19 protein-coding genes, 1 tRNA gene and 1 pseudogene are annotated in these 19,177 nt (G+C 61.6%); 13 read left to right on the top strand and 8 right to left on the bottom strand.

Annotated elements, in window-relative coordinates; genetic code table 11:
* Positions 1 to 43: 43 nt before the first annotated feature.
* Positions 44 to 799, top strand: coding sequence for a cohesin domain-containing protein (locus EL22_RS08315; protein WP_050051051.1), 756 nt, complete (start codon positions 44 to 46; stop codon positions 797 to 799).
* Between the two features lie 4 nt (positions 800 to 803).
* Here EL22_RS08315 and EL22_RS08310 read toward each other — a convergent pair whose 3' ends face one another.
* Positions 804 to 1,148: a hypothetical protein gene (locus EL22_RS08310; RefSeq protein ID WP_050051050.1), complete on the bottom strand. Its 345-nt coding sequence runs from the start codon at positions 1,146 to 1,148 to the stop codon at positions 804 to 806.
* 140 nt (positions 1,149 to 1,288) lie between these two features.
* Here EL22_RS08310 and EL22_RS08305 point away from each other — a divergent pair, with 140 nt between their 5' ends.
* Both EL22_RS08305 and EL22_RS08300 read left to right on the top strand, forming a co-directional pair.
* Complete coding sequence (locus EL22_RS08305; protein ID WP_050051049.1) at positions 1,289 to 1,909, top strand: hypothetical protein; 621 nt, start codon at positions 1,289 to 1,291, stop codon at positions 1,907 to 1,909.
* Positions 1,910 to 2,240: 331 nt separating this feature from the next.
* A complete protein-coding gene (locus EL22_RS08300) occupies positions 2,241 to 2,690 on the top strand; it encodes a hypothetical protein (RefSeq protein WP_050051048.1) in 450 nt (149 codons plus the stop codon).
* 416 nt (positions 2,691 to 3,106) lie between these two features.
* On the opposite strand, the gene EL22_RS08295 is transcribed toward EL22_RS08300, so the two are convergent.
* The 5 genes from EL22_RS08295 to EL22_RS08275 form a co-directional block, all read right to left on the bottom strand.
* Entirely contained in the window at positions 3,107 to 3,319 is a 213-nt protein-coding gene (locus EL22_RS08295; RefSeq protein WP_050051047.1) for a hypothetical protein, read from the bottom strand.
* A 58-nt stretch (positions 3,320 to 3,377) separates the two neighbouring features.
* Complete coding sequence (locus EL22_RS08290; protein ID WP_050051046.1) at positions 3,378 to 4,502, bottom strand: ABC transporter ATP-binding protein; 1,125 nt, start codon at positions 4,500 to 4,502, stop codon at positions 3,378 to 3,380.
* Positions 4,495 to 5,547 carry an ABC transporter ATP-binding protein gene (locus tag EL22_RS08285; protein ID WP_050051045.1) on the bottom strand — a complete coding sequence of 351 codons (1,053 nt, stop codon included), beginning with the start codon at positions 5,545 to 5,547 and terminating at the stop codon, positions 4,495 to 4,497. The genes EL22_RS08290 and EL22_RS08285 overlap by 8 nt, the downstream gene beginning before the upstream one ends.
* A 2-nt stretch (positions 5,548 to 5,549) precedes the next feature.
* Complete coding sequence (locus EL22_RS18975; protein WP_255349665.1) at positions 5,550 to 5,678, bottom strand: hypothetical protein; 129 nt, start codon at positions 5,676 to 5,678, stop codon at positions 5,550 to 5,552.
* A gap of 217 nt (positions 5,679 to 5,895) precedes the next feature.
* On the bottom strand, positions 5,896 to 6,780 hold the full coding sequence (locus EL22_RS08275) for an IS1595 family transposase (RefSeq protein WP_050051043.1): 885 nt from the start codon (positions 6,778 to 6,780) through the stop codon (positions 5,896 to 5,898).
* Positions 6,781 to 6,875: 95 nt separating this feature from the next.
* Between EL22_RS08275 and EL22_RS15990 the strand changes: the two are divergent.
* The 8 genes and pseudogenes from EL22_RS15990 to EL22_RS08240 all read left to right on the top strand — a co-directional run.
* Positions 6,876 to 7,635: pseudogene (locus tag EL22_RS15990) on the top strand (1,4-dihydroxy-2-naphthoate polyprenyltransferase); the annotation flags it as partial.
* 839 nt (positions 7,636 to 8,474) lie between these two features.
* Positions 8,475 to 8,951 (top strand): desampylase, encoded by a 477-nt coding sequence (locus EL22_RS15985; protein WP_082146740.1) that lies wholly within the window; start codon positions 8,475 to 8,477, stop codon positions 8,949 to 8,951.
* A 249-nt stretch (positions 8,952 to 9,200) separates the two neighbouring features.
* On the top strand, positions 9,201 to 10,382 hold the full coding sequence (locus tag EL22_RS08265) for a tubulin/FtsZ family protein (protein WP_050051041.1): 1,182 nt from the start codon (positions 9,201 to 9,203) through the stop codon (positions 10,380 to 10,382).
* 215 nt (positions 10,383 to 10,597) lie between these two features.
* On the top strand, positions 10,598 to 11,248 hold the full coding sequence (gene cofC / locus EL22_RS08260) for a 2-phospho-L-lactate guanylyltransferase (protein ID WP_050051040.1): 651 nt from the start codon (positions 10,598 to 10,600) through the stop codon (positions 11,246 to 11,248).
* Between the two features lie 103 nt (positions 11,249 to 11,351).
* Positions 11,352 to 12,500 carry a 7,8-didemethyl-8-hydroxy-5-deazariboflavin synthase subunit CofG gene (cofG, locus tag EL22_RS08255; protein WP_050051039.1) on the top strand — a complete coding sequence of 383 codons (1,149 nt, stop codon included), beginning with the start codon at positions 11,352 to 11,354 and terminating at the stop codon, positions 12,498 to 12,500.
* Between the two features lie 404 nt (positions 12,501 to 12,904).
* Complete coding sequence (locus EL22_RS08250; RefSeq protein ID WP_050051267.1) at positions 12,905 to 13,669, top strand: ABC transporter ATP-binding protein; 765 nt, start codon at positions 12,905 to 12,907, stop codon at positions 13,667 to 13,669.
* Positions 13,659 to 14,939, top strand: coding sequence for a hypothetical protein (locus EL22_RS08245; protein ID WP_050051038.1), 1,281 nt, complete (start codon positions 13,659 to 13,661; stop codon positions 14,937 to 14,939). The genes EL22_RS08250 and EL22_RS08245 overlap by 11 nt, the downstream gene beginning before the upstream one ends.
* Positions 14,936 to 16,207 carry an ABC transporter permease gene (locus EL22_RS08240; RefSeq protein ID WP_082146722.1) on the top strand — a complete coding sequence of 424 codons (1,272 nt, stop codon included), beginning with the start codon at positions 14,936 to 14,938 and terminating at the stop codon, positions 16,205 to 16,207. The genes EL22_RS08245 and EL22_RS08240 overlap by 4 nt, the downstream gene beginning before the upstream one ends.
* A 243-nt stretch (positions 16,208 to 16,450) precedes the next feature.
* Here EL22_RS08240 and EL22_RS08235 read toward each other — a convergent pair.
* Positions 16,451 to 16,524, bottom strand: a tRNA-Thr gene (locus EL22_RS08235).
* Between the two features lie 99 nt (positions 16,525 to 16,623).
* A complete protein-coding gene (locus EL22_RS08230) occupies positions 16,624 to 17,604 on the bottom strand; it encodes a class I SAM-dependent methyltransferase family protein (RefSeq protein ID WP_050051037.1) in 981 nt (326 codons plus the stop codon).
* A gap of 126 nt (positions 17,605 to 17,730) precedes the next feature.
* Between EL22_RS08230 and EL22_RS08225 the strand changes: the two genes are divergently transcribed.
* Positions 17,731 to 18,180 carry a Rieske 2Fe-2S domain-containing protein gene (locus EL22_RS08225; RefSeq protein WP_050051036.1) on the top strand — a complete coding sequence of 150 codons (450 nt, stop codon included), beginning with the start codon at positions 17,731 to 17,733 and terminating at the stop codon, positions 18,178 to 18,180.
* 150 nt (positions 18,181 to 18,330) lie between these two features.
* Complete coding sequence (gene dph5, locus EL22_RS08220; protein WP_050051035.1) at positions 18,331 to 19,143, top strand: diphthine synthase; 813 nt, start codon at positions 18,331 to 18,333, stop codon at positions 19,141 to 19,143.
* The last annotated feature ends 34 nt before the right edge of the window (positions 19,144 to 19,177 follow it).

Here is a 19,177-nt window from a genome sequence, read left to right as displayed (position 1 = left end):
CCGTTCGCCTGCGAACGAGCCTTCACATCGATCTCTGACAGAAATGGGAGACGACAGCACTCGAATCGACCGCCTGCAACGCGCCTCGCTCGCGCTCGTAATCGTCCTCGCCGCAGCTGGCTTTACCGTCGGCGCGGTCGCCGGAGCCGATCAACTCGCCGTGTTGACGCCGACGCCCCATAGCGTCGAGGCCGACCCCGGCGAGGAGTTCACCGTCGATATCACCATGGTCACCGACGGCGGCTACGGCGGCGAGGGCGTCGACTCCGTCGACTTCGTCGCCCAGTACCATCCGGAGTACCTCGAGATCACGTCGATCGAGCCCGGGCCGTGGCTCCAGCAGGGCGAGGAGACGACGGTTCGAAGCGACGAGACCCTCGCCCACGAGAACGGGACCGCCGTCCTCGAGCAGTGGCGCGATCCAGTCGCGGGCGGAGCGACCGGGAACGAGCGCCTCGTGACGCTCACCGTCGAAGTCGCCGCGGACGCACCGGCCGGCGAGACCGCCATCGACGTGACGGAGACGAGCGTCGGCCTCGAGCAATCCTACCCGCTACAGGTCCACGGGCAGGACGTCTCCGTGTCGATCGACGATGGGGACGAGTCGCTCGAGTCGTTCGAGCATCCGGACCCCGACGAACTCGAGGCAACGGAAGCGAGCGATACGGACGAGAACGGTGGTGAGCCGCCGACCGACGAGCCCGACGGCTCACCGTTCGGTCCCGGTGCGTTCGTCCTGATCGCCACCGTCTTCGTCGGTCTCGTCGTCGTGTTTCTGTCGACTCGAGGGTCTCGGTAGTCGCCTAAATCTCCGGTTCGGGCTCGCTCTTTTCGACCGCGAGTTCGACCTCGCTCTCGGGGACGCCGATGCGGGCGAACTGCGTCCGGACGTGTTCTTTGGCGGCCTCGAGGGCCTGTTCGCGCGTGTCGAAGCCGCGAGGCATCGGCGACTCGAAGGCGACGTTGACCTCTCGGTCGTTGACGAGCTGGGTCGTCCCGCCGCTGTCGACCTCGTAGAACTCGTCACAGACCCAGACGTACGCGGCAGCTTCGTCGGGTGCGCCCCGAAACGACGGCGCCTGCTCGCCGCGCTCGTAGAGCGTTCCCGTCAGTTCGGTTCCGCCGGCGCGACCGCGTACCAGCAACATACGCCGATATACGGCCCGAAGATGCAAAAAGGCGTGGAGTGGCGAACGGCCACCCGAGTCGACGCCGATCGGCTGTCAAGCACCCTACCCAAATCGTTTTGGAAACGGGCTTATACCCGTTGGGCGGGTGTGTCGTCCTAATGAGCTCGGATGCCCACTTCGGCGGCGACGACAGCAGCGATTCGCTTGCCGAGATCCCGTCGGAGTGTTACGACGTTCTTCGGCACCCGCGACGCCTCCGCGTGCTCGAGGTCCTGGGGGGCTACGATCGGGCAGTATCGCTCGCCGAACTGGCCACGGAGGTTCGCCGTCGGAACGCGTCTGCCGGCCAGGACCGGCCGACCGAACGCGAGATCCGAACGAGCCTCGTCCACGCACATCTCCCCAAACTCGCCGATTACGGCGTCATCGAGTGGGACGGAGAGACCGCATCGATCGGGTCGAACGCCCCGATCCCGCCGATGAACGTGGCGTCTCTCCTCGAGGCGTGCTCGAGCGCGGACGAGCGGGCCCTCGAGACGATCGTCCACCCAGTTCGCATGCCGTTGCTCCGAACGCTCCAGGAACGCGGTCGACCGTGCTCGATCGCCGTGCTCGCCTCCCAGCTGACGACGCTTCGAGCCAGTCCGATCTCGGACACGGAGACCGCGGCTATCGCGCTCCATCACTCGCACCTCCCCGCGCTCGCGGACGTCGGTGCGATCGAGTACGAAGACGGGTGGGTACGGACGACGACCGAGTCGATCCCGACGATGCACTGATTGCGATCGCGTCGGAAACGATTCCTCCGCTCGAGCGCCGGTACAGGCGATCCCACTGTTCGAAAGACATCTGAGCTTCTCGTTTTTGACTCGCGACGCTCGTCGTTGCGCCGTTCGCTCGCTCTCCCGTATGGCCCCGTCTGAACCGTCGACTCTGGCTAATCGCGAGGCTGCTTGAGTCGAACTGCCACACCGAGGGAGGGAAAAACGGGAAGCGGCGGCTAGTGATTTACCGTCGTTGGAACGGTCAATTCACAAACCCCTCAGAAGGCTTATTACAATAAGTCTAACAATGTGGCTTATGAGATGGGCTATACGTAATAGCTTCTGGATGATCGCGATACTCGCATCCGTTCTCGGGATAACTAGTATCGGTATTGCGGTGTTTATGGCCACAACGCTCCCTGAGAAGTCCGCAGTCGGGGAATTTGCGGCGGGTGCAAGCGTTCTTATCACTATTCTCTACGCATTGCTTGGAATGTTCGTTCTCATGGAAGTGGGTCTCCTGGCGCTTCTGATACGCCGTTTCAATTCTAGTGGATGGCCTCGCCGACTGGTCACTGGAGGGGTTATTTTCGGCGCAACGGGGACCGGGATACTGATCTTGGAATGGATTCTCGTCAAATTCCGACTGACGACGATTCTCTACTCCAGTATCCCGACCGAAGTGGATTATCTGTTCGTTCTCGGTCTGTTACTCGTTCCGTTCAGTATCGCCTGTTCCGTGTCCGGTGTGCTCTTGTACGGTTTGAGCAGTATCTGGGTTGAGATCCGCTCCTAGGGAGTTTCTTCGGCTGAAACGGCAATACTCTTCATTCCTCTCGTTCTAATAATTCAGGTCCACGAAGCCATGTAATTCACCAGCGCTGAATCGTTCGTTTTTTTCGTCTGTTACTAAAACAGTTGGCCCTACGTAACGACAATATAAAACCACGAGACACAGATGTGAACCCCCTCGAAGGAAAGTCTCGAGGCACTCGCCCCGCTTAGCCTGTCGGACAGAACGCAACAAGCCGCTCCGCTATCTCGAGATGACCTATACTATTGACGATATCGAACGGCTACGAGCGTCATCACGAAAATATATCTGTGTTTATACACGACGCTGCCCTCGTACCAGGTCAAACGGCGGCAAGTCACACCTGTTCAGTATCGGATGACTCATACAACGGGAACCGACTTTTAATCTTCACCAACTCACTCCTCGTCGAGAAACGAGAACGGCTGCCACTCGAAGTACAGTCCCGCTACAGCGATTCCCATCATTCCGCCCTGAATTGCAAGTGCTAGAATAGAGATACTACGGCTTCCCGATCCGGGGTCTTGAAACGGGAACAACGCCAACAGGATGACTGCAAACGTCAGGCTTATCGAGAGGAGAACGCGGAAGACGGCTTCACTCGTGTTCATTGTCGCTGCTGTTTCGGCGACTCCGTTAAAGAAGTACTGGAAGGGGTTTTCAGGTCGGTTACTGGACCGGTTCATCCGCGAGCGTCGGCTCTTCCGTGGGAGTCTCGGCAGATTCTCCTTCGAGTTCCGGGCTGTTCCAGTATTCGTGGTTCTCGAGCGCCCGAAGGCAGGTTACCGAGTGGTTTTCGTCGCCGTCGACGGCCACCGATTCGGGAGTCGTTCGTTTACAGGCCTCTCGCGCCTCTGGACAGCGCGTGTGGAATCGACAGCCAGATGGCGGATTTCGCGGATCCGGAACGTCGACTTTTCGCAGTGGTGATTCGGTCTCCGTCTCGATGTCGGGGTTGAGATTCGGCGTCGCCCAGACGAGCGCCTTCGTATAGGGGTGTTTTGGATTCTCGAGGACCTCGTCGATCGGACCGAGTTCGACGAGTTCGCCCAGATACATGATACCGATCCGGCCGTTCGAATTCCCTGCGACGTAACTGGCGTTCGAGAGGTTGTGGCTGATGAACAGGAAGGAAGTGTCGAACTGCCCCTGTAACTCGAGCATGAGGTCCATCATATCGATCCGTAAGGAGACGTCGAGCGCGCTCACCGCCTCGTCGGCGAGGATGAGGTCCGGATTCATCAACAGTGCCCGAATAAGCGCGACGCGTTGTTTCTCTCCGCCGGAAAGCTGGTGTGGGAATCGCTTCGCGTAGTCTTGGGGCGGTTCCATCCCGACCCGTGCGAGCATTTCGTGGATGCGATCCCGTCGTTCGAAAGAGTCCATGTCCGGTTTGCGGAGTTTCAGAGGCGCTGCAAGGGAGTGTTGGACCGTCTTGTTCGGATTGAGTGACGCACCCGGGTCCTGTGGAATGATCTGCAGGGATTTGCGGATCTCGTCGAACGGTATCTCGACGTCTCCATCGTTGTCTTTGGCCTTCCAGATGTCCTGTCCGCGATAGGACACCGTCCCGCCGGTCGGACGCTGTGCCCCGATAGCGGTCTTTCCGAGTGTCGTCTTGCCACAGCCGCTTTCGCCGACTAGTGCGACGACATCGTTTTCGGGTATGTCGAGTGAGATGCCGTCGACGGCCTTGACGACGTCTGTCTCCCCTCTGACCCGAGAGAGAAGTGACGACTCAGACTCGAAGTGTACTTCCACGTCTTGCAACGAGACAACGTGTTCGTCACTCATTGACCGTCACCTCCTGTAGGGTCAACGGAACCGATGTCGAAACCTCATCGACGTAGTGACAGGCCGCAACGTGTTCGCCTTCGTCAGTCCTCGAGTCCAGCGGTGGATCGTCGTGTTCGCACGTCTCGTCGCCCACCGGACACCGAGGATGGTACGAACACCCGTTCGGAACGGAGACGGGATCCGGCGCTGCGCCGTCGATCGGTCGCATCTGTTCGCGTGGCGTCTCGAGATTCGGTGTCGAGTTGAGCAGCGCTCGCGTATAGGGGTGTTTCGCTTCCGTCAACACATCGTAGGCGGGGCCAACCTCGACGAACTCGAACGCATAGAGGACTGCGATTCGGTCGGCTAGATTCGCGACCAGCGGCAGATCGTGCGTGATGAAAACGATCGTTAGATCGCGCTCATCTGCGATTTCCTGGATCAACTGGATGATGCTGCGCTGCATGAGTAGATCGAGTGCCGCCGTCGGCTCGTCCATCACCAGTACCTCGGGTTCGAGCACCAAACTCAGCGCGATAAGCGCGCGCTGGCTCATCCCACCAGACAGTTCGTGCGGGTAGGAGCCAAGCACTTGATCGGACTCGAGATAGAGATCCGAGAGCAACTCTCTGGCTCGCTCCATCCCCGCCTCGACGTCGTAGCCGTGGGCAGATAGTGTCTCTCGGAAGTGACCCTCGATCGACATCGTCGGATTGAACGAACTCATCGCGCCCTGGAACACCATCGAGATTTCTTCCCAACGAACTTCCTTGATCTCCGACTCGGAGAGTTCGAGCAGATCGATGGCGCTCCCCGACTCGGGGTAGAAGGTAATGTCACCGGTGAGGACGCCGGGATCGACGACGGCGTTGAGCAACGCGGAGGCGAACATCGATTTTCCGCTCCCGCTCTCGCCGACGACGCCGAGGACTTCACCTCGTTCAACGTCGATATCTACTTCGTTCAGTACTTTCGATTCCCCACGGTCCATGTCGAACGAGACGGTCGTGTCTCGCACTTCGAAGATCGGATCGTCGACGGTTTTCGTGCGTTTTTGCTGCATTGTTATTCCTCGTAAGGCGCGGTATCATCGACCGTGTCCGCGTGGCGTGCCCGAATACGCGGATTGAACAGTTTCTCCGTTCCCTGTGCGAACAGCACCAGCCCGAACGAGAGTCCAACGATCGTTGCCATCGGGATGAGAAGCCAGTACGCTTTATCTAGCGAGTAGATTGCTGCGTCGGTATAGGCTTGGTTGAGCATGATTCCCCAATTGTTCGAGAATCCGCCAAGGAACCCGAGATAAAAGAGCGCAACTGAACCGAAGATAATCCCACGAGCTGAGTTTACAAAATTAATTAGGACGTAGGGCATAATATTCGGGAGGACCTTGTGTAGCACTTTGTTGATTTCACAGCGTAGCTTTGATAGCGTGTTTGAGCGCTTCTCTTCCCAGCTTCCGCAGTAGCTTTCGTCGAAGTTGGAACGCTCGGAGATACTGTGTGAGCTTATCTTTTGAGATGCCTCGATGAGGCGAGAGCCACGGTCGCAGCAGCGATCCGTGGCTCTCGCAGGTATTGACGTGGACGTCTTCATCCGCGTATTCGCCGTCGTCGTGGACGACGAATTCGCGGTCGAATGCGTTGTCCTCGTTGAGTGGATCGTAGGCACGAAATCCGTCCGTGTAGATGGTCAGTGGCTCCTTCTCGCGGTTTGCGAGAAGGAGCCGAACCGTCGATTCGTCGGCGGATTTCGCGCGGATCACGTACCGATTGCCGGTGCCGCGATCGACGATCGTGAACACTGGCGGTTTGTCCTGCTCGTACGATCCTCGTCCACGCGTGGACAGGCCACGCGAGCGCGACGGTCGGTCGCGCTCGCGGCCTTTCAGCCCTGCAGAAACGTAGACTTCGTCGATTTCGACGGGACCAACGAGGTCAAGCGAAGGTGCGTCAAGCGCCTTCGTGAAGCGGTCGACGCACTGGTAGATCGTTTTGTACTGAACGTCGATTTCTAGGTGAAGTTGGCGAAGACTCGTGTTAAACCGAAGAAACGCATAAATCGAGAACAACCACTTCCTGAGCGCGACTTTCGAATGGGCGAAAATCGTGCCGGTCTTGTCGTTGAATGTGCGGTCGCAATTCTTACACAGATAGCGCTGAAAGTGCCCATAGCTGCCGTTCTTGACCGTTAGGTCAGAACGGCAGCGAGGGCAAGTAACACCGTTACGCCAGCGAACCTGCTCCAACAGGTCCGCTGCGACCGATTCCGACCTAAACGCATCTAGCGGAATCATGCCTAACGGACACCGCTGACGCGGTGTCCTTGCTCTCTTCGATTCTACAGCGTCAGCTAAGCGCCATCAACAATCTCCTACAGAAGAGCGTTACAAATGATTACTACGACGCCATCCGCGGTACTGACACAGAGGAACGAGAAGGATTCCAACGGGTTACGCAGTCGGGCCTCATCTCTCCCACGCGTGTCCGCCGAGCGATGTACGTTGCGTTCTCGCTTGCGGCGTTCGTCGGCGTCTACCTAGTCTCTGTCGGTGGTGTGCCAATCCTTGTCGTCGGTCTCCTCTCGATCCTTGCTGGTTTCGCGTACACTGGTGGTCCTTATCCTTTCGGATATTACGGTCTCGGGGACCTATTCGTGTTCGTCTTCTTCGGGCTCATTGCAGTGACCGGCACCTACTACGTGCAAGCAGTTTCGACAGTCGCTTCCGTGGAACTCATTCCGGTCACGATACCTACTGGCACAGTCACGGTCGCCGCAGTTGTGGCGAGTATCCGGCAGCCGCGCTCTCGACGAACATCCTCATCGTGAACAACATTCGGGATTTGAAAACAGACCGGAAAACCGGGAAGGAGACACTAGCTGTAAAGATTGGATACCGGTGGAGCCGGATTGAGTATGCTACACTGCTCGTACTCGCCTATCTCGTCCCCTAGTTTTTGCAGGAATGTTGAAGAGTGTGTTCCCCCTTGCCCGGCTGTTGACAGCACCACTGGGTTGGCGACTGTGGAACACAGTTCGGGACGAGACGACAGGAGAAGCTCTGAACCCAGCATTAGAACGGACCGGGAAGCTTTTCCTCGCGTTCTCACTTCTGTTCGCAGTCGGTCTTGCGACGCCATCCTTCTTCTGACCTCATCCGCCATGACCGACTTACACCCTGTATTCAGTAGACCGTTTAGGTGGATTAATTAGGGTCTTAACAGAGCCAGACAGTTAACTCTGAATCGACTGTGCGGTTCACTGATGGCCGGTAACATGCAGTAAACGACGACCCACTACTCAGAAGGCAACGGAGAGTACGAGGGTTTCAGCTCTCACGTGCTACCCGTGAACCGTACCGTAGCTTCAACCGTCTTCACGGAAATATCGTACGACTGCTCGAACGAACGTTTTGACTGTCACAACAAACACGTACATCAAGAACCCATGTTCACTATGGAGATAGAATTCCGGGGAAATAAGGGCTTGAGCGCCGTGGTCTACTGCGGTTGTTCAGGAGATCGATACGATAATCATTACTAACCCAACCACTACGTGATGCCTGCCGATGCTTTGTCCTGAGAGACTTTTCGTCGCTTTCTGAATGAGAACGGCGTAAGTAACTGCTTGATACCATCAAGTAGACGGCGCATAGTATATGGTGATCATCCCGAAAGCTCGATCAGATGATTAGTAGTATTCCATCACAGTCATCAGATCAAACCAGACGACATGTAAAAACGAATCGAGACTGGTCACGGTCTCGCCTTGACACGAACGGTCAGTGGATCGACCGGTCGCTTGGTGTGTTAGTACCTCTAGTGATGTTCAAATTAGAACTTGAAGTGACGAGGTGATGGTGGTTTCTGGTACATAGCAAATCGACTTCCCAACACCGTCTTGTACCGTCCTTCAATTGTGATCTGTGGACACCTGCATCTGATTAGACTATCTCTTTTAACTTTTATAACTGAGTCTGGTACTGTGAGTATGATCAAGTTCTCTCGACCATTGTATGACCGCGTAGTTGAGCAGGCGTGCAATAAAGATGAAGAGGAAGTCTGTGGAATCCTCGGTGGAACGTACGGGGAAGACCAATCGATTGTCGAATCAGTATATACTGCGGAGAACGTAGCAAACACGCCGAAAATCCGCTATTCAATCGACCCCAAGAAGCAACTGGAGCTTATGAAGACGATTGAGGCAGCCGGTGAGCGAGTCGTCGGTTTCTATCACTCCCATCCTATTGGACCGACACAGCCGACTGAAATTGATACCAAACAAGCAGCTTGGTCGGGATACTCATATGTCATCGTTTCGCTTGACGGCTATCCATACGTGAGTTCATGGCGCTGGCGTGAGGATGACGGATTTGAACAAGAACTCCTACAAGTATCAACTGAAACGAACGGTGACGGATCGGGGCCACACGTTGATAGTGCATCAACCGATCACTCCGACACATAGTTCTTGTTTGCCCTACCTGTATGTGGTTTCATGCCGCATGAATGCAGATTGTCTTGACTGTTTACTAACGCGCTCAAAGGAATATAATTTATTTTGTGACATGCTCCTTCAATAGCAGATGACTTACAGAGTTCAATTACGGAAGTACGAACGGTTTTGTCTTTCTACACGAACGCGTGAAAGTCATACCAACACAAGTTTTATATGGCTAATTGCTCTGACTTCAATTCACGGAGCCCCCTATCAACTATGAAGCTGGCGATGATCGGATTCGGACAGGCCGGTGGCAAGATCGTCGATCGATTCCTCGAATACGACGATCGAACCAACAGCGGAATCGTCCGCGCGGCGATCGCTGTTAACTCCGCGAAAGCGGATCTTATCGGATTGGACCGGATACCAGAGGAGAACCGAGTACTCATCGGCCAGGCCCGGGTAAAGGGCCACGGCGTGGGTGCTGACAACGAGCTCGGCGCGGAAATCGCCGAGGAAGACATCGACGAGGTCCAGAACGCGATCGATTCGATTCCGACCCACGAGGTCGACGCGTTCCTGGTCGTTTCGGGCATGGGCGGCGGCACCGGCTCCGGTGGCGCACCGGTCCTGGCGAAACACCTCAAGCGGATCTACACCATTCCGGTCTACGGGCTCGGCGTCCTGCCGGGAACCGACGAAGGGGGCATCTACACCCTCAACGCCGCGCGGTCGTTCCAGACGTTCGTCCGCGAGGTCGACAACCTGCTGGTCTTTGATAACGACTCGTGGCGACAGACCGGCGAATCGGTCGAAGGCGGCTACGAGAAGATCAACGAAGAGATCGTCAGGCGATTCGGCGTCCTCTTCGGCGCCGGCGAGGTCGGCGACGGTCAGGAAGTCGCAGAGAGCGTCGTCGACTCCTCGGAGATTATCAACACGCTCTCGGGCGGCGGCGTTTCGACCGTCGGCTATGCCTCGGAGGAGGTCGAACTCAACACGAGCGGCGGCCTGCTCTCGAGATTTACCGGCGGCGACGGCGGTGGCGGCGACGGCCTCGACGCGGCCAACACCACCAACCGCATCACGAGTCTCGTTCGAAAAGCGGCGCTCGGCCGACTCACGCTCCCGTGTGAGATCGAAGGCACCGAGCGCGCACTGCTCGTCCTCTCCGGTCCCTCGAAGTACCTGAATCGGAAGGGCATCGAACGCGGCCGGAAGTGGCTCGAGGAGGAGACCGGCAGCATGGAGGTACGCGGCGGCGACTTCCCGCGAGACGAGCCGGAAGTCTCCGCGGCGATCTTGCTCTCGGGCGTGACGAACGTGCCGCGGATCAAGCGACTCCAGCAGGTCGCGATCGAAGCCCAGGACAACATGGACGACATCCAACAAGAAAGCGAAGAGAACCTCGAGGAACTCGTCGAAGACGACGAGGACGAACTCGAGCCGCTGTTCTAGGCGCGGTGCCGAGAACGGCGCGCCGGCGTGGAACCGCCGCGCTGGTCGTCTCGAGCGGCTACCGCCCGGGGGGACGGTGGCCGCTCGGTATCGAACGCACTATCGTGTCGAATGCACTGTCGACGTGATCGTGGGTGGTCACGCCGACGCGAGCGGAAACGGCTGTTCTGGTGGGTTCGACGTATTTTTGAGCGCGTACCACCAACCGTCCGGAGATGCACGTCGTCGTTCCGTACGCGCCGGACGCGCCGAAGACCCGTCTCGAGCCGGTGCTATCCGAACGGGAACGCACGAGGCTCGCTCGGGTCATGCTCGAAGACGTGCTCGCGGCCGTCCGAGAAACGGGTCGGGAGCCGACGGTGCTCTCGACGGAACCGCTCGAGGTCGACGCGCCGGTCGCCGTCGACCGGCGATCGCTGACCGAGGCTGTCAACGCGGTCGTACGGTCCCGAACGCAGAACGCGGCGGCCGAATCGGGCGACGCTACGGGCGTCGCCGTCGTCATGGCCGATCTCGCGTTGACGACGCCCGAAGCACTCGAGCGGCTCTTTGCCCCCGACGCGGACGTCGTCATCGCGCCGGGTCGGGGCGTCGGGACGAACGCGCTCGTCGTTCGCCACCCCGAGTTCAGAGTCGACTACCACGGCGGCTCCTACCTCGATCACCGCCGGATCGCGGATGACGTCGGGGCGACCCTCGAGACGATCGATTCGTTCCGGCTCGGAACCGACATCGACGAACCCGACGATCTGGTCGAGGTGCTCGTTCATGGAACCGGCCGAACCCCGGCGTGCCTGCGCGAGTTCGGGTTCGAACTCGATTCGACGGACGGGCGCCTCGAGGTCGTTCGATCCGCCGAACCGTGAGACGGGGAACCCCGTCGACCGCGGGCTCGAACCGACGATATCCATCCCGGAATCGGCTCGAAGTGAAGCGCTTATGTGCCGAGCGACGACAGACCGAGGTAGAATGATCCCCGGTGCGAGCGACTACGACATCTCGCTGTCGATCGACGACGAGGCGATCGATCGGCTGTGTGCCGTGACCCCCGAGGATGTCGGGTCGGCGCCGGAACTCAGCTTCGCCCGGAACGTGTTCGTCCCGCTGACGACGGCGTGTCGCTACACCTGTACGTACTGTACCTACTTCGACGGCCCCGGCAACGCCTCGCTGCTCTCGCTCGAGGAAGTCCGAGACATTTGTCGAACCGGCGCCGATGCGGGCTGTACGGAGGCGCTTTTTACGTTCGGCGACGACCCCGACGAGCGCTACACCGAGATCCACGACCAGCTCGCAGAGTGGGGTCACGACTCGATTCACACCTACCTTCGCGAGGCCTGCGAGGTCGCCCTCGAGGAGGGGCTGCTCCCGCACTCGAACCCCGGCGACCAGACGCGCGAGCAGATGGAAGCCGTCGCGGACGTAAACGCGAGCATGGGCGTGATGCTCGAGACGACAGCCGACGTCGACGCCCACGCGGGCCCGCGCCAGAAGAGTCCGGGCCAGCGCCTGCACACGATTCGGACGGCGGGCGAACTCGACGTGGCGTTTACGACCGGCATCCTCGTCGGAATCGGCGAGTCGTGGGACGATCGAGCAGAGAGTCTACTTGCGATTCGCGAGTTACACGAGCGTTACGATCACATCCAGGAGGTGATCATCCAGCCGGTTTCGCGAAACGAGCGATGGTCGGGCAACACGCCGGACCTCGAGACGATGCGCCGGGTGACCGCGATGGCGCGGGTCGCGCTCCCGGCGGAAATATCCGTGCAGGTCCCGCCGAATCTCGCGCCCGCCCGCGACCTTCTCGACTGCGGCGTCGACGATCTCGGCGGCGTCTCGCCGATCACGGACGACCACATCAACCCCGACTACGCCTGGCCCGCCCTGCGCGAACTCGAGGACATCGCATCGGAGGCCGGCGTTCCCCTCCGCGAACGGCTCCCGGTCTACGAGCGATTCTTCGAGCCGTCGCTTCGAACGAGCGACTTCGACGGCGTTCCCGCGGCGGGTGCCGACGAGGGGGGCTGGATCTCGCCAGCGATTCGGGACGCATTCGAGGCCGACGACGAAGCGGGGAGGCGGTACCGGTCGGTGCTTCGCGAAGGAGCCCCGTGATCGACGCCGGTTCTGTTCGGAACGCGTAACCCGGTCGTCCCTCGAGCGGGCCCGTATAATCGAGACTTACACCGACGCGTGAGTGAGATTCGAAATCGCCCGACTCCGCCGATCCGTCCGAGCTGTACGAATCCGTTTCATCAGCGAAGGGTGATCGAACACGGCTCGCGAGAACGGCCTTCGACGATCGAAATCGGGTCCAGTGGGGGCCGCCCACCGGAGCGCAACGGGGCGAGTTTCGAAACTGAAACGTTCGGCAAGAATCGGCGTCTCGAGGGGTTACAGCGTTCTCGAGAGGTGATCGATGTTTCTGACGTATTGCTGATTCGAAACCGCCGCCTGTCTCCGGGAAGCCGGACTGAAACAATGGGTCCGTAGCCCGTCCGCCGGAGTACGCTGTGAGGATACCCAACCGATCACTCCGACGCTCGAGTTCGGCGGACACCGAAGCGACGGTCGACGACGAGACGGGCCCCGCCGTCCGCCTCGAGAACGTCCGTCACGAGTACGGCTCGACGACCGGCCGGTTCCGATCGCGCTCCGAGCAGGCGGTGACCGCGCTTCGCGACGTTTCAGTCGACGTGAAACGGGGCGAAGTGCTCGGTCTCGAGGGACCGAGCGGGAGCGGCAAGTCGACGATCCTCCACGCGATCGCGGGACTGCTGGTTCCCACGGATGGTACCGTCTCAGTGTTGGGAACCGACCTCACCGAGTTATCCGACCGGGGACGGACGCGGACCCGTCGCCGCCACGTCGGGATCGTCTTCCAGCGTTTTCACCTGCTTCAGTCGCTTTCGGCCCGCGCGAACGTCGCGTTACCGCTCGTTCAGGTCGGCCTTCCGAAGTCGGCGCGACGGGAGCGTGCGACGACGCTGCTCTCGGAGGTCGGCCTCGAGGATCGGGTCACGCACCTGCCCAGCGAACTCAGCGGCGGGGAACGCCAGCGCGTCGCGATCGCGCGCGCGCTGTCGACGGATCCCGACATCCTCGTCGCCGACGAGCCAACGGGCGAACTCGACACCGATACCGGAGCGGACGTCCTCGAGTTGCTGACCGACGTGGGTCGTGACAGGGCCGTGATCGTGGCGTCCCACGACGCCGCGACGCTCGCCGTCGCCGATCGGGTGGTGACGCTCCGGGACGGGGCGGTGATCGAGGGTGAGCGATGAGCGCCGGGGGTCGGCGATCGACATCACCGGAGCAAAGCGACGCCACCGCTGGCGCGGCCTCGTCGGCGTCTCGATCGCCAGGCTCTGGCACCGTCAGACCCGGACCAACTCGAGTCGGATCCGAATGGCGGTCGTCGTCGTCGCGCTCACGATCGCCCTGCTGGTTTGTATCAGCGGTATCGCGCTGGCGCTCGCCGACGGCGGGGCGATGCAGACCGACGACGCCGACGTGACGATCGCGCCGGAGGGCAGCGGTTCGCTCTCGACCGTCGACGGCGTCGAGAGCGCGCGACTCGGGGAGACGAACGAGCGAGCGGCGCAGATCCGATCGGCGGAGGAGGTCGAACACGCCTCGCCGGTGCTCGTCGAGCCGACGAAATTCGAGACGCCGGGCGGCGAGACCCGGACGATCCTCCTCGTCGGCGTCGTGCCGGACGACACCCCGCGAACCGTGGCGGGCCTCTCGACGGCGGGCCTCGAGCCCGGCGATTCCCACTACGACGGCGGTTCCTACGCGGGTCCGACGGAGCGCCAGCTCGTGCTCTCGTCGAGCGCCGCGGATCGACTCGAGGCGTCGGCGGGCGACGAACGGACGGTCTCGAGTGGGGTTATCGAGGCTGCGGTCCCGTCGCTGACTGTCGCCGATGTTAACGCTGCCGGAGCGGCTGGCGAGAGCGACGCGCCGATCGCGCTGGTGCACCTGAGCGAGTTGCAGACGTTCGCCGGCAGCAGCGACGACCAGCTCGCGGACCGAGTCCTCGTGTGGGGCGAGACCGCGGCCGCGGAGTCGGCGGCGATGGACGCGTATCCGGACGCGACCGTCGAATCGACGAGCGGGGGAGATCCGTCGGCGCTGTTCGACGACGGGCTCGCGTTCGCGACGAGCGTCGTCGCCGTGCTCATCGGCGTGACGATCTGCGCCTCGTTCGTCGCGACGACGATGGGGATGGCCGTCGATCGGGACCGGCGAACGCTCGCCGTCTTGCAGACGGTCGGGATCCCGCTGTCAGGCCGGCTCGTCGTCGTCGCCACAGCGACGGTGGTCGCGACGCTGTGCGGTGCCGTCGGCGGGATCGTTCTGGGCGGCCTCGGAATCGCCGCGATCAACGCCGTCGCCGGCGCGACCGTGGCGTCGGGGACCGTCGCGATGGCCCACCCGATATTCGTCCCATACGCGCTCGCGATCGCACTCGTCGCCGGCGCGATTGCGGTTCCGTATCCGCTCGCGATCGCGGCCAAGACCTCCGTTCTGTCCGAGGTGGGACGATGATCCGACGAGTCGCGGCGAGACTGCGCGCGGCGATCGGGCTTCGACGCCGGGGCGCTCGAGCGAGCGGCGTCGTCGGCGTCGCGTTCGCCCAGATCCGCCGCGCTCCCAGACGAACAGTCCTCGCCGTATTCGCGGTCGCGCTGGTCGTCCTCTCGGTGACGCTGCTCGCGAGTCTCGGCGTCGGCGTCGTCGCCATCGGTGAGGACGGCCTCGAGAACGCCAACCGGGACATCTGGCTCTCGAGCGATCCGATCGATCCGGCCGCCAGCGGGACTGAAAATCCGATCGGCGGCGCACACGAGGTGACCGCCGACCTCGAGGCGCGCGAGGACGTGAGTTCCGCCTCTCCGATCGCGATGTACGAGGTTTACCTCGGGACGGACCCAGAAGCGTTGGAACGAACGTCCGCGGTCGGCGTCCCGCAGACGCACTCGGGGTTCGACTTTCAGGCGGGCGGCGGGTTCGAAATCGAGGAGGAGGCGGCCGAGGAAGCGATGACCGAGGGCGAGCCGACGACCGAGGAGGTCGTCCTCGATCCGGCGACGGCCGATCGGCTCGACGCGTCCCCGGGCGACACGGTCTACATCGCCACCAGCAGGCAATCAGCGCCGGAGTACGAATTTACCGTCGTCGGAACCTCCGGGTACTACTCGCAGTACCTCGGCTCGGAAGCATCTGCCGTTCCGCTGCCCGATCTGCTGGCCGTCGCCGGCACGTCCGGAACCGACCGGTCGACGTTCGTCACCGCAGATGCCGCACCGGGGGAAGACCCGCAGGCGGTCGCCGCCGATATCGACGACGCCTACCCGGAATACGACGTTCGAGCGAGCGACGAGCAGATCGGCGCGATGGCCGAGAAGCGGCCGCTCGTTCTCGCCAGCGGCCTGACGCTGGTTGGCCTCGCCGTCGTCGGCGGCGTCGTCCTGACCGTGAACCTGTTCGCGCTCGTCGCCTCCCAGCAGCGCGAGGAACTGGCAGCCCTACGGGCGATCGGCCTCTCGAGGTGGGTCCTCGCCGGCACGATCGGCGCGCAGGGGCTCGTCATCGGGCTGCTCGGCGGGATCGTCGGCCTCCTCGCCACGCCGGCGCTCGCGACGGGACTCAACCGGGTCGTGATCGAGGTCATCGGCTTCGAACGCCTCCTGCGGACGCCCCTCGAGGTGTACGTCGTCGGGTTCGTCCTCGCCGCTCTCGTCGGCACCATCGTCGCGCTCGTCGCCGGCTGGCGGGCCGGTCGATACGCGCGAATCGAACACCTCGGAGCCTAGTACGACTCGTCGTGTTCCCGCTCGTTTCGCTCGAGTCGCTCGTTAGCGGAGAATATACCACACCAGCAACGCCGTTCGTCGAAGCCGTGCTCTCGGCACTCGTCACGGTCGAACGGAACGCCGTCCTACCCGTGACTTCGACCGCCTGATCGGTCGTTTCACATCGGCTCGATGATGTCTCCACTCGAGACTCTCGGTCACAAGCGGTTGCTTCGCTCCATACGTTGTTCGTCGCAGAAGTGAAGCCGGTGGAGGGATTTGAACCCTCGACCTAATCCTTACGAAGGATTCGCTCTGCCAGTCTGAGCTACACCGGCGCGGTCGACATCACTACGTAGGTCCGAAACGGGCCATAAGGGTTGCGAATCGCGATCGCCTCGTTGGATAGTGAATTTACGCGACACTGTCGCGGCGGATCACCGCTCGAGGCGCACGTCGAGACAGACGTTGAGTTCGTGGGGCGCGTAGGATCGAACTACCCGCTGCTGTTCGACAGTGACGGAGTACTCCGGCTCGGCGGCCTCTCGAATCGATTGCTCCCCGGGGCCGAACGGATCGTCTTCGTGCTGGATGTCGTAGTAGTGGATCACGCACTCATCGCTCGCGATCCGGACTGCGGACTCGAGAAACGCGTCGGCGCTGTGAGGGAGGTTCATCACGAGTCGGTCTGCCCAGTTCTCGTACTCCGGCGCGACGGTGCGGACGTCCCCGCAGATTCCGGTGATACGATCCTCGACGCCGTTCCCCCTAGCGTTTTCGCGCAGATACTCGATGGCCGTCTCGTTGATATCCACGCCGACACAAGTTGCACCGCGTTTCGCGAACGGAACGACGAACGGCCCGACGCCGGCGAACATGTCGAAGGCGTGCTCGTCCGCCGAGACCTGCTCTACGACGCGGTGGCGTTCGGTCGCCAGTCGCGGCGAGAAGTACACCTCGGCGAGGTCGAGTTCGAAGACCGCGCCGTACTCGCGGTGGACCGTCTCGGTCCCCTCGCCCTCGAGGACCTCCCAGTCGCGGGTCCGCGTCTCGCCTTTGACCTTCGAGGCCTTGTTGAGAACTGTCTCGAGGGGCAGTTCCGACTCGACGATCGCACGCGCGATCTCCCGCGCTCGCTCGTCGTCGTCCTCGTCGAGCAGGGCAGCGGTTCCGAGCCGTTCGTAGGACGGCTCGAAGCCCAACAGGTCCGCCGGTCGCGTCTGTGTCTCCCGTTCGGGAACCGCTCGAGAAACGACATCCAGATTCGCGGGAACTGCAGTCGGCTCGGTGACCGGAATGTAGAGCACCCCATCCTCGACGGAAATCTCGTACTCGTCGTCGATCAGGTCCGCGTCCGCGAGCGTCTGGCGGGTCTTCTCGCCCGCCTCGCGGGCCACGCGGACACACGGCACTTCCATACCGCAACTGGCCACCGGGCGACCGTAACGATGACGTTTTGCGCCTCGAGTGGAGGTGTAGATGCTACTGGGACCGGACGCTGCCGCTTCGCGAACTGTTTTGAGGTTCCCATCGTAGCTGCCCGTATGGAGCGACTCACGACCGTCGAGACGGTTCACGAGGAAGGGTCGTGGCTGTTTACGATCAGGGATCGACACGGCGAAAAAGAGGAGGTGATCCTCGTCCCCTGCGAAGACGGTGCCGAGGAGCGTTCGACAGGCAGTCAGCCTGGGGCTGACGACGGCGTCGAGGCGTGGATCAACCGCTGTACGCACGAGGCCCAGCGCTTCGATACGGGCCGGGGCGTGCCGATGCGAGACGGCCAGATCATCTGCCCGCGCCACGGCTCGCTGTTCGACTCCTGTTCGGGGTACTGCGACAACGGCGAGGCGGCCGACACGACGCTACCAGCCGTCGACATCACGGTCCACACCGACGGGACGGTCTTTCTCACCGACGACGACGCGACGTTCGCCCACGAGGGCGGTATCGACGACGATGGCGGTCCAGACTCGACGTCGCACATCTCGCTGTAACAGCTTGTCGCCGCAGATCTCGTTGTGAGCGCTCGAGGGCGATCGACTGTCCGATCCCGATCACTGCACGGAACTCGAGTGCCACCAGTCCTCAAGGCGGTCGGACTCGCGACTCGAAACCTTCTCCCTTCGGCCGGGACAACACCGATCATGCTCACCTTCATCGGTCTCGGTCTCTACGACGAACGCTCGATCACCGTCGAGGGGCGGGCCGCGCTTCGGGACGCCGACCGCGTCTTCGCGGAGTTTTACACCAGCGCGCTTCTGGGCGCGACCGTCGAGGAACTCGAGGACTACCACGACGTTACGATCGAAATCCGCGACCGCGCGGGTGTCGAACAGCATCCAGAGGAGATACTCGAGGCCGCCGAAACCGAATCGGTCGCCTTCCTGACCGCGGGCGATACGATGATCTCGACGACCCACGTCGACCTCCGACTCCGGGCACACGATCGGGGTATCGAGACGCGGGTTATCCACGGCATAACGGCCCAGACGGCCACGAGCGCCCTGACTGGGCTCCAGAACTATCGCTTCGGAACCGCGACCACGCTGCCGTTTCCCTACGCCCACGGCGCCGACGGCCTTCCGGCGAGCGTGACGAACACGATCGACGCGAACCGCGAGGCGGGTAGCCACACCGTCGTCTATCTGGACATCAAAGTCGACAACGAGGCCGCACTCGAGCGCGTCGACACCGACGAGGCGGTAGCCGAGTACATGACCGCCGATATCGGCGCCGGGTTGCTCGCCGAGGCGTACCCCGATCTCGTCGGCGTCGCCGTCGCTCGAGCGGGAAGCCCCGACCCGCTGGTCGAAGCCGGAACGATGACCGAACTCGCGGCTCAGGACTTTGGCGATCCGCTTCACCTCCTCGTGATCCCCGGCGAGTGTCACCTGCTCGAGGCCGACGCGCTCGTCGAACTCGCCGGTGCGGATCGCGACGCGCTGGATATCGTCTGAGTCGCCGGGCTCTCGAACCGTTCGGTGAGAGGGA

Origin of the sequence: Halostagnicola sp. A56 (assembly GCF_000691505.1) — an archaeon.
Taxonomy (GTDB): Archaea; Halobacteriota; Halobacteria; order Halobacteriales; family Natrialbaceae; genus Halostagnicola.
Note: the sequence above shows the minus strand (reverse complement) of the source record. Positions and strands in the feature narration are given on the sequence as shown.